The sequence below is a fragment of the Congzhengia minquanensis genome (assembly GCF_014384785.1).
In the GTDB taxonomy this organism is placed as follows: Bacteria; Bacillota; Clostridia; order UBA1381; family UBA9506; genus Congzhengia; species Congzhengia minquanensis.
This window is the reverse complement of record NZ_JACRSU010000002.1, coordinates 20,761-34,635: the sequence shown is the minus strand read 5'-3', so window position 1 is coordinate 34,635 and position 13,875 is coordinate 20,761. Positions and strand designations below refer to the sequence as shown.

The following is a 13,875-nucleotide window of genomic DNA, read 5'->3' as shown; positions in this document are numbered from 1 at the left end:
AACAATGAAAAATTTATTAACTTTTGAAATAAAAGAACTTTATCTGTCAATACTAAATTTTGTAGATGGGAGGAATTTATTATGCTAAATGTTATTATGACAGCTGTGCAGCTTTGGCTTTTATGCGTTATGGGAATTTATTTTTATACCATGCTGAAATCGCAGAAAAGCACAAAGAGCAGTATTCATAGAGATGCAAACGGCGAGCTTGAAAAGCTGCGCAGAATGCAAAAAACATCATTAACCGAACCGTTGTCTGAAAAAACACGCCCCTCCTCGCTGGAGGAAATTGTGGGTCAGGAAGACGGTTTAAAGGCTTTAAAAGCGGCGCTGTGCGGAAAAAATCCTCAGCACGTCATTATTTATGGACCGCCGGGAGTGGGGAAGACCGCCGCGGCAAGAACGGTGCTGAAAGAAGCGGTTGCCAATTCAGTGTCTCCCTTTGGAAGCCATGCACAATTTGTGGAAATGGACGCCACCACCATGCGGTTTGACGAACGGGGCATTGCAGACCCTTTAATGGGCTCTGTGCACGACCCAATTTATCAGGGTGCCGGGGCATATGGGCCTGCGGGAATTCCTCAGCCCAAAGCCGGTGCAGTTACAAAAGCGCACGGCGGCATTTTGTTTATCGACGAAATTGGTGAACTGCATCCCGTGCAGATGAACAAGCTTTTAAAGGTTTTAGAAGACAGAAAGGTTTATTTCGAGTCAGCTTACTATGCAAAGAATAATCGTGAGATTCCAATGTATATTCACGAAATTTTTCAAAAGGGAATGCCTGCCGACTTTAGGCTGGTAGCTGCAACCACCAGCTCTCCGGAAGAAATTCCTCCTGCGCTGCGCTCCAGATGCACAGAAATTTATTTTAGACCGCTGACAAAAAAAGAAATCATGAAAATCAGCGAGAATGCAGCAATAAAAGGCGGGTTTTCAATCAGCCGCGAAGCGGTTAGCCGGCTTTCCGAATATGCCGACAACGGCCGCGACGCAGTGAACATTGTTCAGACGGCCGGCTCCTGTGCTTCTCTTGAAAACAGGACAAGAATCACTTTAGAGGACGTAGAATGGGTGGCAGAGTCCACAAGATGCACACCGAGGGCAGAAATTAAGGTGACAAAAGACGAACTGATTGGGCGCGTTAACGGCCTGGCGGTGTATGGAGCCAACATGGGAACTGTGATGACCATTGAGGCCGAGGCAAATCCCTGTGAGCCCAGCAAGGGCGCCATTAAAATAACGGGCGTGGTGGAGAGTGAAACCATCGAGAGAAGGGGACAGTCTTTAAAACGGGAAAGCACCGTGAAAGCTTCCATTGAAAATGCAATTACCGTTTTGGCTGAAAAGCTGCACACGAACACAAAGGATTACAACATTCATCTGAATTTTCCCGGTGGTATGCCAGTAGACGGTCCTTCCGCCGGAACGGCAATCCTTGTTTCACTGTTTTCGGCAATTCACCATATTCCAGTGCGGAACGACATTGCTTTTACAGGTGAAATTTCAATATTTGGCAATGTAATGCCGGTTGGCGGTGTTGCGGAAAAGGTCGCCGCGGCGAAAGAGGCAGGTGCGCAACGGGTTTATATTCCGCAGGATAACGACAGAAGCTTTCTACACGCCCAGGGTATTGCGGTGATACCTGTTAAAAACATTGACGAAATTATGGCAGCGGTATTTAAAGACAGTCTTGACACAGCGGAGAATAACCACTATGCCGTAACTGGTGAACAGGTCTTAACTGCTGAGAGCGTTTCGGGCAATAACGTTTTAAGTTAAATATATATGAAAAGCGGGAAAAGGTTTAATGACTTTTCCCGCTTTTTTCACTCTATTCTATCATCTTTTTTCGCAGACGGATAAAAAAGATCAGTGCAAGTACAGAAACAAGCAAAGATGTAATCGGTGTGTTTAGCCATATTCCATCTAATTTCAGCGGCCACAAAACCGGCAGCAATACAATTGGGATAATAAGGGCATTAGAAACGGAAAGTATCGTTGCGGGGAGCGGCACTTCCAACGCAACCAAAAAGTTCTGAACGGCAAACCCAAACCACCTTGTTAAAAATGTAAAACTGTATAACGGCAAAGCATATGCGCACATTTTAAGCAGCTCAGTTTCATTTTTTTGCATAAACAATGATACAATCTTTTCCGGGAAAACGAGCATAAGCACTGTTCCGCCGATAGAGATAACCGCACAGGCTGCAACACAGCATTGAATAAGGCTTTTAACTCTTCCAATATTTTTAGCGCCCCAATTATATCCAATGGCCGGCTGCATGCCGTCGCAAGTTCCATATAAGAGCTGTTGGAGCGTATCTCCAACATAAACCAAAACGCCATATACGCTCACTGCCATTGTACCGCCAATTTTAAGAAGAACAATATTCATCAGGATAGAGGTCAAACGTCCGGCAACGTTACTCAAAAAATTCGGGCTGCCGCCTGCTATAACTTGGCGTACCATTTGTAAGGCAAAGTGCGGTTTGCAAAAACGCAAAGTCAGCTTTTTTCTCACAAACGGATATAGTGCAATTATAGTGCAGATGAACATTCCGCCGCTAACTGCAGCGGCAGAGCCGCTGATACCCATTTTAAGCACGGAAAGGCAAAGATACTCCAATCCCAAAATCAAAACTGACATAATGATATTAAGCGCCATACTGCTCTTGATTTTTCCGCAGATACGTAAAAAGTTATCAACAGCAAAAGTCATTGTTGTAAATGGCGATGCGAGTGCATATACCCGTATATATTGAATTGCCATAGCTGCCAAATCGTCATCAGCCCCCATAAGTTGCATAAGAAGCGGTGCGGAGAAAAACAGAACAGCGCCTACAACAATTCCCGTTGCAAAAATCATCAAACAAGCGCAAGTAAAATAATTGTTTGCCTCCTCGTTTTGTTTTTTGCCAAGAAATATTGATATATTAACCGAGGAACCGACACCGATTAAGTCTGCCAATGAAAAATTAATCAGCACAAATGGAAACGCTAAATTGAGAGCGGCAAAAGCGGTTTCACCCAAGAAATTGCCAACAAAAATACCATCAAATAATCCCCACAATGACGAAGCAATCATACTTATTGCACCGGGAATGGCGATCATAAAAAATAATTTTAATGGCGAAACCTTTGCGTATAAATCAGAACTGTTCATGCTTTATCTGCTCCTTTTCGTACTGAAAAATTTCCTGGAATTCTTCGTGCAAACAATCGCTGAACTCTTCTAATGCTGCAACAAATTCGGGTTTGAATTTCTGTAAGGTCCTGGATATGGCTTTTTCTTCTGCCAAATAAATATCAGTCAAATATTTATCTGCATATTCTTTGCCAGTTTCCGTCAAAACAATGGCTTTTTCCTTTGTGTGATGCTCCGAACAGAATTGAATAGATCCCCTGGCAAGCATAGTTTTAACGATAGAGTTAATCGTTGTGCGGGGGATTATCCATTCATCACTAATTTCTTTTTGTGAATGTGGCTTTCCGTCAGCGAGCGCATAAAAAAATGCAAGGGTGTTTTCGTTAATGCCGCACTTTTTTCCAAAAAGGTAATACACACCATCTATTTTATTGGTTGCAAGCATAATGCGCCTAACTATTTCATATTTTTGATCCATCGTGTCCTCCTTATAATACGAAATCGTACTGAATATATATTATAATACGAAATCGTATTAATGTCAATAAGTTTTTAACAAAAAATATAAAAGCAGAACGGTTTTAATGCCGTCTGCTTTTTATATCTTCTTTATTTTTTGTTGATTTCAGATAGTGGGTTTGCCATAGACGCACTGCGAAGCTGTTCATCATCTAAATGCGTATAAATTTGAGTGGTCGATAAATCCGTGTGGCCAAGTATTTCCTGAAGCACACGCACATCGACATGACCGTATCGGTACATTAACGTTGCAGCGGTGTGGCGCAGTTTGTGAACGGAATATTTTGCGGTGTCCAGCCCGGCTGCCTCCAAATGCTTTTTTACAATATGCTGAATGGTTTTTACGCTGATTCTTTGGTTCAGCCTGCTCAAAAACAAAGCATCTTTGTGAGGTGATTTAATGCCATCCTTGGGGCGTTCGTTTTTCACATAATCTGAAATTGCATTTACACAGGCTGCATTTAAATAGACGGTGCGTTCTTTGGCGCCTTTACCAAAAACTGTAAGTTTGTCCTCGTGAATGTCTTTTAAATTAATCCCGGCCATTTCAGAAAGCCGCAGACCACAGTTCAAAAAAATGGTAATAATTGCATAATCCCGATATTTATACGTGCCGTCAATGCTTTCCAAAAGTTTTTTGCTCTCGTCTAAAGAAAGATATTTTGGCAAAGTTTTCGGTTTTTTTGGCGCGTCAAGCTCAGCAGCGGGATTAAACGCAATAAGTTTTGCCTTATTGAGCAAATATTTAAAAAATGATTTTAAAGATGAAACTTTGCGTGCCCGGGAGTTTGCGTTGTTTAAACGTTCCCGAAGCGTATAGGAAAGGTATTCATATAAATCATGCAAAGTAATTTCACGGATAAACTCAATGGGGATATCACGAATGGAAATGTTGTCGAAATCATCAATTTGAGCTTGACCTTTTAAAACCTTCATGTACCTTAAAAAAGTTCTTAAATCGAAAAAGTATTCATCAACCGTTTTTTCCGATTTGCCTTTAATGGTTTCCATGTACATAATAAAATCCTTTAAGTAATATGGCGCCTCGTCGAGCATCTGTTTGCTTTGCATAATACCACTTCCTGTTTTTGTCTTCTCCCAATTATACAAAATTCTTATTTTGTATAATTGGGTATAACTTTATTATAGCTTCTCCGTTTCGATTTGTCAAGCCAAAACCGTTATATGTAAGCAGGAAGCTCTGTTAAAAGGCCATTTAAGTGGTCGTGCTCGTCGTACAATTCCACTTTGGGATTTTTTAGGTCGTCATAGTTTACCACAGTGACGGACGCATTTTTCACCCAGTCGTAATCTCTGATGTCTGTAATGTCCTTTTTAAACCAAACGGTTGACATGGCTCGCATAGGCGTGCCGTGTGTCGCGATCAAAACAGTTTGTCCTTTGTGTTTTTCGGCAATTGCAATAACCTCTTGATTTACACGCGTGGCAAGTTCCCGCACGCTTTCACCGTTAGGACATCGGCAGTTTCCCATGTCGTTTCGCCAGTCATGATATTCGTTTGGAAACCGTGCTTCAATTTCGCTGTATTTCACACCCTCAAAATCTCCGCCGTTAATTTCCCGCAGATTTTTTGAGATTACAACTGTAAGCCCCTGCCTGTCTGCCGTAAATTTAGCTGTTTCATAAGCCCTAGCTAAATCGCTGGAATACACTGCGTCTATTTTATAACGGTCTAAAAATTCAGCTGTTTTTTGAGCTTGGCGTTTGCCCAAATCCGTCAGCGGCACATTAACGTGGCCGTTAAAAGAGTCGGACCGATTGCCCTCGCTTTCACCGTGCCGCACAAAAATCAATATAGTAGACATTGTATGATCACTCCCCTTTTAAGCTTAAAATAACGAAATAAGAGCCGAACAGAATTAACTGTTCAGCTCTAACATTCTTTTTTATGCACCAATTTTATTGAGTTTGAGTGCAAGCTGCGACTTCTTTCTGGAAGCTGTGTTTTTCTTCACAATACCCTTGGCAACTGCCTGGTCAATTTTCTTAACAGCAATCTTAAAAGCAGCCTCTGCTTCCGCTTTATTGCCATTCTCAGCAAGTGCTTCGAATTTTTTGATATATGTTCTTAATGCGGATTTAACCATCTGGTTTCTCAAGGTTTTGGTTTCAATAACCTTAACTCTTTTTTTAGCTGATTTAATGTTTGGCAAATTTTTCACCTCCACCCAAACTTATTTGACTTTATGTATTTTACCACAATTCCATTTGAAATGCAACTGTTTTTTTTATTTTTTCTGATTTTTTTCATAAATTTTAACAAACTAAAAATATTTTAAGTTGGTATTGACATTTTATACATAAATAGGTTATAATGTTTCTTGTGATTTTGTAGCAGAGTTAAATCCGCGACAAAGAGGAATTGTTCAATTTATCAATTCCGAACTCGTTTGAGCGGAGGGAGGGAATCAGTAATGTCAGAAATAAGAATAAAAGATCATGAGTCTTTAGATAGCGCATTAAGACGTTTTAAGCGTTCTTGCGCAAAAGATGGTGTTTTATCTGAAATCAGAAAACGTGAACACTACGAAAAACCGAGCGTTAAAAGAAAAAAGAAATCGGAAGCGGCAAGAAAAAGAAAGTTTAAATAATTTAAATAATAAAAAAGCAACTGCAAAAGCAGTTGCTTTTTTATGTGTTTACGCATTATTCTGATTTTGTTTCCATCTTTAGTGGATAATCTCCCAGCTTTTGCACTTTAAAACCATTTTTTACAAAGGAATCATAGTCAAAAGCCTCCAATTCGTCAATTGCAAGCTTATGAAATTCATAGAAATTCGTCCACCATTCATATCCACTGCCGAGCTCTGCATTAAGATATGCATCTGCAATTTCGCAGCCCATTTGCGGTGCAACGTAAAAGGCGCCCATTGCCAATGCATTTACACCATTTCCTGTAACCGCACGAAGCGCGGCAGGAACACTTTCAACAACGCCAGCGTGAACATGAGGGCATTTGCTTGCCGCAATATGAATTCCCATGCCCGTTCCACAAAACAACAATGCACGTTCAAATTCACCCTCAGAAATTAATGCGCCGGCGTGCAGGCCCACCCGGTGAAACATCAGGTCTGTATTGTTAGGATCGGAGTCCGCTTTTACTCCAATGTCCGTCACTTTCCAGCCTTTTTTCTCAAGGTGCTTTACAACAACCTCTTTTAACGGAAAACCGGCAAAATCGGCACCAACCAAAATTTCCTTATTGCATATTTTTTTCATTTTTTTCTCCCTTCTGTATTGTGGATTATTAATTCATCATGGTTTCAACCAATGAAACGGCAAACAACCAATTCATTTCCCTGACAGGATGATTTATTCTGTTTGCCAAAAGCATCGTTGTATCAACACCGTTTTCGTATAATTGCTTCCATTTAAAGTAGCAATCGCAAACCGGAATATTATATTCGATACACAGCGAATGTGCCTCGCTTAAATACTTTTCTAAAACAGCACTGTTTTGCACACTTTGTGATGCCTCTGCAATGGCCCGGCAGTCAGCATCCGTAATGCAACTGCTGACATATGTATTCATCATATTTGGCGTCATAAAAATAGTTTCAATTGTTTCCTTTTGCAACGTAAGGAAAATATTCTTTAGTGCTGCTTTATATTGAGAAATGCCGCTTAATCCGGCCATTGCATCATTTAATCCAAAGCAAACCACTACCAGATCCGGACTGTACCGCAAAACGTCGCGCTCCAGTCGCTCAAATCCATGAGTCGCATTGTCGCCGCTGATTCCGGCATTGATGATATTGACTGGCACGGATGGATATAGTAACGATAAAATCCGATTTAGGTACGTGTGATATGCATTGGTTTTATCAAAAACCGTTTCAATACTTCCGTCGCTTTTTTTGTATAGCTCAAAACAGCCTTGGGTCACACTGTCGCCTAAAAATGCGATTGTAACTCCAGGTTTGTTTGCATTGTCGTTTGCCTTTTCGTGAATGCGATTCATAATTTTCATTTGCAGCTCTCCTTTACAATATCACGAAATTGATAATTGCCGCTGGTAAGCACTTCATCATGGAACAATACTGTCATGCCATCAGGCACTGCAATTGATACATTAACGTCTTTGCCGCTTTTTTGCCAGGAGACAGACAGCTTGCCGCTGGCGGTGTCATACGTACACATAGCATAGTCTAACTGTTCAAAATAATATGGATTTACGCATACTATTTTCATACCGACACTACCCTCTTTTTGAGAAATTCCCATAATTGTCTTTAGCATCCAAGATAAAACATCGGAATACATTTGATGATTTTTAGAATCTATGTGATCCTCACAATTCCAATACTCCCAAAGCGTTGTCGCCTCCTGCTCAAACCATGCCCTGTACGAAGGATAGCCGGCCGCTGTTACAATTTTATAAGCATACTCCTCCAATCCGCATTTATTGAGTGCTAAATACAAACGCCGCAAACCAACCATGCCGCAGTCATGGTGAAAATCATGCTCTTCTACAAGTCGCTTCAATTGTTTCTTTAAAGGGAGAAGATCGACATACACATCATAATAGATCATCATTGCAACAGCAGTCTGTTTATTAATTTTGCACCTGCCATCTGCGCATATATAACGCTGAATTATTTTGTTTTTCAATCTTTCACACTGACGCTCTGCATCATCGGACAATTCTCCAGACAGCTGCTTCGAAACGATAAGAATTTGATAAAAATGGTATGTTAACAGCGCATTAATGAATTCGACGGGAACGTCTGTTTCTTCATTATATTTATGCGGTCTTGCCCAATCATCTAGCCCAAACCGAGGAAAACCGTCCTGGTCTGACATACTGTTCAAATATTCTAAGTAGCGTGTAAAGTATGGTATCGATTTTTTTAGGGGTTCTGCGTTTGCGGTATGCAGATAAATACGGTAGGGAATTTCGAACAAAACACCGTCGGATACCGGTCCGTTCCCCCAGCTATATCCTTTGCCTGCGGTGGGAATGTATCCAGGTAATGCTCCATTCGGCCTCATTGCGTCATAAATATCCTGAAGCCATTTTTCAAGCAGATTTTCTGCATGAAAATTAGTTAAAATTTGTTCAGCGGAGGCTTGGGCATCGTTCGCCCAGCCAAGCTTTTCCCGCGTTGGGCAATCTGAAATTAGGTAAAACATATTGGACCATGTTGCGTAAATTCCCGCGTGAAAAAGCTGATTTAAAAAGGGATCAGAACATTCAAAGGTTGTGCGTCTGCCTACCGACTGATGCACAAACACGGCCTGAATTGTAATATCATCCGGACAATTCAATCCAGACACTTCAATAAAACGAAAACCGTGGTATGTAAACTTTGGAGACCACCTCACAGGTGTTCCGGAGCAGATAAACCGATCTGTTTGAAATTCACTTTCTGGATAGTGCTTTGGCATATCGTTTAATTCGCGGCTGCCGTCATCTTTCAATTGTTCTGCATAACGAATGGTAAGTAGCTGTCCGGAAACTCCGGCGGCCTTTAGCCTAACATAACCAGAGATATTTTGTCCGAAATCAAATACATATTTTTTATCTCCGGTCTTTTGAACGTTTTTTACCGAAAGCAACTCTATTTCTCGAATTGGTTCGCATAAGCACTGGCGAAATGCGCCCCTAGGCTGATTCGTATCAATTACAGCTGTTTCCCAGCCGCTGTCGTCATATTCTAAAGTGTTCCAGTTATCATCATAGATCCGCGCGTCAAAATATTCGCCGCTTCGAAGCGCATTAAACCAAACAGCATTCTTTACGCTGCACTTCCAGGTAGCGTCGGTGGAAAGCACTGGTTCTCCGTCAACCTCAAGCTGTATAATAACTTTCGGAACATCTCGCCATTCAGCACGGTCGAAATCCCAACTTGTTTTAAAATCTTCATTATACCACCCGTTTCCACACCAAGCAGCAATAACATTTTCTCCCCGGTTCAACAATTGCGTAACATCATATACATTATACCAAAGAGTGTGCTGGTAGTTGCTGACTGGCGCTGTAAATAAATCGTCGCTTACCGATTTCCCGTTTAAGTAATAATAGCCATATCCTAACCCGCAAACGAATAATTTTGCATTCTGAAAGGATTTTAGTGTAAAACGCTTTCGAAACTGCGGAGCAAAATTTCGGTTGGTAAATGATGCAGGAGCGTCTGCTGCGGACTTGATAAAAGAAACATTTTCAAACATTACACTTTCCTCCATATTCATTAAATAATTTATTAAAACGTTTTAATATATAAAAAGAAAAACAATAACACTTCTCAACAAGAATCTCGAATAATCAATTTCTGCGGAAGGATGATTTTATCGCTCACATTTTTATTTTCACTGATAGCTTGCACCAAATGAAAGAGTTCTGTGCCCATATCTGTCTGATTTTGTTCAATTGTCGTAAGTCTTGGATTTACAAAAGAAGAAATTTCAATATTGTCGAAACTAATAATTCCGAAATCTCCCGGCACCTGATAGCCGTGCTCCCTTAAAGCTCTTATCGTACCGATTGCCAACAAATCCGATGTGGCGATAAATGCGTCGGGAAGGTGCTTTTTATCTCGCTTTTCTAAGATGTTGCTCATATAATGGTAGCCATTTACAAGTGCATCCAATTGAAAGCCGCCGCAAATAAATACATCATCTTCCGCAAAAGCGTAACCGCAGGCCGACAAGGCGGCTTGAAAGCCAGCAAAACGTTCTTGAATGTTTGTAAACGTCAAGGGTTCTGATATAAAACCAATTTTACGGTATCCTTTTGATTTCATTAAAGCTACAGCTTCCAATATTGCTTGATTATTGTCAAAAAAAATGCAGTTTACACCTTTCATATCTGAAAATCGGTCCGCTAATATCACTTTTTTGTGCATATCAAGCAATCGGTTTATGCCGGCCTCATCTCCCATGCCATTGATGATAATCACGATATCTACACTGTTGCTGGAAAGGTTATTCATTACTTGAAGTTCTTTCTCTACGGAATATTCATAACCAAATATTTGAACAATAAATTCATGCTCAAAGGCGTGATTTATAAATGTACTCAAAATCCGCGGATAAAAGCTGTTGTTTAAATTGGGAACTAAAAAACCAACTTGCTTGCTTTTTTTGCTTCGTAACGATCTTGCCGTCATATTTGGAATATAGTTCAACTCTTCAATAACCTTTTGAACTCTTGCGGTTACTTCAGGAGAAATGGGAGCAGTACCGTTGATTACATGCGATACTGTACCAATTGTTACTTTAGACTTCTCTGCCACTTGTGTTATTGTAACACGGTTGCTCTTTTTTTTCATATCTTGGATTTTCTCCCTTAAAACGTTTTAATTAATTTTAGTATATCACATTACTTTGAATTGTCAATATAAAATTTATTTTTAACCAATTCAAGACCGCGGGAAAAATCAACGCGCGGGAAAGAATCATTCTTTCCCGCGCTAAATCTATATAAACGACCGCTTTTTTAAAAAGCAGCCGGTTATAACATACTATGCCTGCCGAGCAAATTGCGTGTTTGTCTTTAGGATATTTTCCAGTGTTGGAAGCTCGTTTTCGGTAAGCCTGTCAATCAGTACTAACAAAACGGAAGAATACATCACGGTGTCCTGAGGATCGTTGTAGCGGGCGCTTTCTTTTAGTTCATTCATAGAACGTTTCACTTCATCCAGGTCACCGTGGTCGGTAAAAGAACATAGCACCTTTTCGTGGCGGTCCCACAACTCCATTAAATTGTCAACCTTGTCGTTACACTCCTCCCAGTTTTCCTCCTTGGCTAAATCAGAAACGGTATTAATCAGAGAAACCAGCTCCCCGGTAGTGTCGGTCAGATAGTAAATATATACACCAAATCCTGTAAGCATGAGAACCATTACAAGAATTGAAGCAATAAATGTCTTCATTTTTCTCCCCTCTTTTGCATGTAAAACTGACCCGACTCATCAACGCTTGCAAACAGCACCTCTTCCAACTTGTCTGCGCCTTTTGCTTTCAATTGTTTTTCGAGCCACTTTTCATCTTTTTCAAACGCCCTTAATGCGTTGTCATTTACTTTTCCATCGCAAACCAGCATAAACGGCAGCCCTTTATACGTTATGTTCATATCAAAATCACTGGGGGTGGCCGGCCTGCTGGACGCTTTGGGGATAATGCTCAAGCTTCCGTTCGTTTCAAAAATTGCATACTCAATTTCATTGATATCCGGATTGCCGTTTGAGCGAAGTTCCTCCATTAAATCGTCTACGTTTAAACGCAGACGCTCCAATTCCTCCTCAAACACTTTTCCGTTTCGAATGAGAACAACCGGTGTACCCGACATGATTTTTCGAAATCTTCGGCTTTTAAGGTTGATAAACGACAGCGTTGCTTCAGCAATAATCAGCGTTAAAATGGGAATCACACCATGCATCAGCGGAATGGATACATGCCCCATGGGAATTGATGCAAGGTCAGATATCATTAGCGTTACCACCAGTTCTGTCGGTTCTAACTGCCCAACCTGACGCTTTCCCATAATCCTAAGCGCAACGACAATAAGCAGATATAATATAATTGTGCGTATAAAAGAAATAAGCATACCATTCACCTTAACAGTTTGATATGCTTATTATTCACGTATTTTTTTGTTTTATGTTTTTATTTGCTTAAAATTTCAATTCCTTTGCGAATGCGGTTTAAGGTTTCTTCTTTTCCCAAAATGTCGGCCAGCTCTACCCCGCCGCCTGGCGTAAAGGATTTGCCGGAAACCGCAACGCGAAGCGGCCAGAGGATAATGCCGTTTTTCACTTCCAGTTTAGCAATTAAATCAAACAGAGCTGTGTGAATCGCGTCAAAGGTCCAATCGCTTAAATTCTCCAACACAGGGAGAACTGCCTGTAACGACGACAGTGAATTTTCTTCATTTGTCTTCATTTTTTTGTGACAGTAAAGCTCCGGTGAATATTCTGGTAACGTATCGAAAAAGTCAATCTGTTCCGGAATGTCTGAAAGCTTTTCACATCTTTGATGAAGCAAATCGCTGATTTTATGTGTGTCAATTGTGTCGGTTTTTACAGCCTGCCGAATGTAAGGCAGCGCCAGCTCGTGAAATTCATCAGAGGACAGTTTTCTAATATATTCCCCATTGAGCCAGTTTAATTTTTGTATATCAAATATCGCGGGAGATTTGCTGATGCCCTCTAAATTGAACGCTTTTATCAGCTCATCCATCGTAAAAATTTCCTGCTCGCCGCCGGGGCTCCACCCCAAAAGCGCAATGTAGTTGATAATTGCATCTTTTAAATAACCTTTGTTGATAAAGTCTTCATAAGAAGCGTCGCCTTCTCGCTTGCTGAGTTTTTTGTGCGCGTCTTTCATTACCGGCGAAACGTGAATATAGGTGGGGATTTCCCAGCCAAAGGTCTCATACAGCAAATTATATTTCGGTGTTGATGACAAATATTCGCTGCCGCGGATGATGTGGGTAATGTTCATTAAATGGTCGTCGATTACGTTTGCAAAATTATAGGTAGGAAGCCCGTCGGACTTAAGCAATACATTATCGTCTAACGTGGCGTTGTCCACCGTGATTTTTCCGAAAATTTCATCGTAGAACGTGGTCGTGCCGCGGCGGGGAATTTTCTGCCGGATTACATAAGGAACACCGGAGGCCAGCTTTTCTTCAATTTCTTCTTTGGAAAGGCGCGCGCAGTGCCCGTCATACTTCGGCATTACCTTTGCCGTCTCCTGCTGGGCACGAAGTGCGTCTAAACGCTCTTTGTCGCAAAAACAATAATAAGCGCCGCCAAGCTCTACCAGCTTTTGGGCATATTCTTTATAAATATTTCTTCGTTCACTTTGGATATACGGTCCGTAAGGTCCGCCGATATCCGGCCCTTCATCGTGAATCAGGCCGGTTTCTTTCATTGTTTTAAAAATAAGGTCCACTGCGCCGTCTACATACCGTTCCTGGTCGGTGTCTTCAATTCTTAAAACAAAATCACCGCCATTGGCTTTTGCCAGCAAATATGCATAAAGCGCCGTTCTCAAATTGCCGATGTGCATATACCCCGTTGGACTTGGGGCAAATCTTGTCCTTACCTTTGTCATCTTTGGTTGCTCCTATCATCTTTTAAATAGTCATGTATTATTTATTTTACCCCATATGAAAATTAAAATCAAGCCTCTGTGCAAAAAAATGCGGATATTTTGCATATTTTACGCAAAATATCCGCAAATAA

At 41.0% G+C, this 13,875-nt stretch carries 14 protein-coding genes; 2 read left to right on the top strand and 12 right to left on the bottom strand.

Annotated features, from left to right (window positions below; translation table 11 throughout):
* Positions 1–81: 81 nt before the first annotated feature.
* Positions 82–1,779, top strand: a complete 1,698-nt coding sequence (lonB, locus tag H8698_RS05325; protein ID WP_249311568.1) for an ATP-dependent protease LonB — start codon at positions 82–84, stop codon at positions 1,777–1,779.
* 52 nt (positions 1,780–1,831) lie between these two features.
* On the opposite strand, the gene H8698_RS05320 is transcribed toward lonB, so the two are convergent.
* The 5 genes from H8698_RS05320 to rpsT form a co-directional block, all read right to left on the bottom strand.
* Positions 1,832–3,163: an MATE family efflux transporter gene (locus H8698_RS05320; protein ID WP_249311566.1), complete on the bottom strand. Its 1,332-nt coding sequence runs from the start codon at positions 3,161–3,163 to the stop codon at positions 1,832–1,834.
* On the bottom strand, positions 3,150–3,623 hold the full coding sequence (locus H8698_RS05315) for a MarR family transcriptional regulator (RefSeq protein ID WP_249311563.1): 474 nt from the start codon (positions 3,621–3,623) through the stop codon (positions 3,150–3,152). Before H8698_RS05315 ends, H8698_RS05320 begins: the two co-directional genes overlap by 14 nt.
* A gap of 131 nt (positions 3,624–3,754) precedes the next feature.
* Positions 3,755–4,735: a tyrosine recombinase XerC gene (locus tag H8698_RS05310; RefSeq protein WP_249311562.1), complete on the bottom strand. Its 981-nt coding sequence runs from the start codon at positions 4,733–4,735 to the stop codon at positions 3,755–3,757.
* 110 nt (positions 4,736–4,845) lie between these two features.
* On the bottom strand, positions 4,846–5,490 hold the full coding sequence (locus H8698_RS05305) for a histidine phosphatase family protein (RefSeq protein ID WP_249311560.1): 645 nt from the start codon (positions 5,488–5,490) through the stop codon (positions 4,846–4,848).
* An 81-nt stretch (positions 5,491–5,571) separates the two neighbouring features.
* Positions 5,572–5,838 (bottom strand): 30S ribosomal protein S20, encoded by a 267-nt coding sequence (gene rpsT, locus H8698_RS05300; RefSeq protein WP_177677684.1) that lies wholly within the window; start codon positions 5,836–5,838, stop codon positions 5,572–5,574.
* A gap of 261 nt (positions 5,839–6,099) precedes the next feature.
* On the opposite strand from rpsT, the gene rpsU reads away from it, so the two are divergent.
* Positions 6,100–6,276 carry a 30S ribosomal protein S21 gene (rpsU, locus tag H8698_RS05295; protein WP_177677686.1) on the top strand — a complete coding sequence of 59 codons (177 nt, stop codon included), beginning with the start codon at positions 6,100–6,102 and terminating at the stop codon, positions 6,274–6,276.
* Between the two features lie 55 nt (positions 6,277–6,331).
* On the opposite strand, the gene H8698_RS05290 is transcribed toward rpsU, so the two are convergent.
* The 7 genes from H8698_RS05290 to gltX form a co-directional block, all read right to left on the bottom strand.
* Positions 6,332–6,904 (bottom strand): RpiB/LacA/LacB family sugar-phosphate isomerase, encoded by a 573-nt coding sequence (locus tag H8698_RS05290; protein WP_249311558.1) that lies wholly within the window; start codon positions 6,902–6,904, stop codon positions 6,332–6,334.
* A 28-nt stretch (positions 6,905–6,932) separates the two neighbouring features.
* Positions 6,933–7,655: an SGNH/GDSL hydrolase family protein gene (locus H8698_RS05285; RefSeq protein WP_249311556.1), complete on the bottom strand. Its 723-nt coding sequence runs from the start codon at positions 7,653–7,655 to the stop codon at positions 6,933–6,935.
* Positions 7,652–9,856 carry a family 78 glycoside hydrolase catalytic domain gene (locus H8698_RS05280; RefSeq protein WP_249311554.1) on the bottom strand — a complete coding sequence of 735 codons (2,205 nt, stop codon included), beginning with the start codon at positions 9,854–9,856 and terminating at the stop codon, positions 7,652–7,654. Before H8698_RS05280 ends, H8698_RS05285 begins: the two co-directional genes overlap by 4 nt.
* A gap of 74 nt (positions 9,857–9,930) precedes the next feature.
* A complete protein-coding gene (locus tag H8698_RS05275) occupies positions 9,931–10,956 on the bottom strand; it encodes a LacI family DNA-binding transcriptional regulator (RefSeq protein ID WP_249311552.1) in 1,026 nt (341 codons plus the stop codon).
* Between the two features lie 192 nt (positions 10,957–11,148).
* Positions 11,149–11,559 (bottom strand): DUF4363 family protein, encoded by a 411-nt coding sequence (locus H8698_RS05270; protein WP_249311551.1) that lies wholly within the window; start codon positions 11,557–11,559, stop codon positions 11,149–11,151.
* On the bottom strand, positions 11,556–12,170 hold the full coding sequence (locus H8698_RS05265; RefSeq protein WP_249311549.1) for a DUF421 domain-containing protein: 615 nt from the start codon (positions 12,168–12,170) through the stop codon (positions 11,556–11,558). The genes H8698_RS05270 and H8698_RS05265 overlap by 4 nt, the downstream gene beginning before the upstream one ends.
* 122 nt (positions 12,171–12,292) lie before the next feature.
* Entirely contained in the window at positions 12,293–13,744 is a 1,452-nt protein-coding gene (gene gltX / locus H8698_RS05260) for a glutamate--tRNA ligase (protein ID WP_249311547.1), read from the bottom strand.
* Positions 13,745–13,875 lie beyond the last annotated feature (131 nt).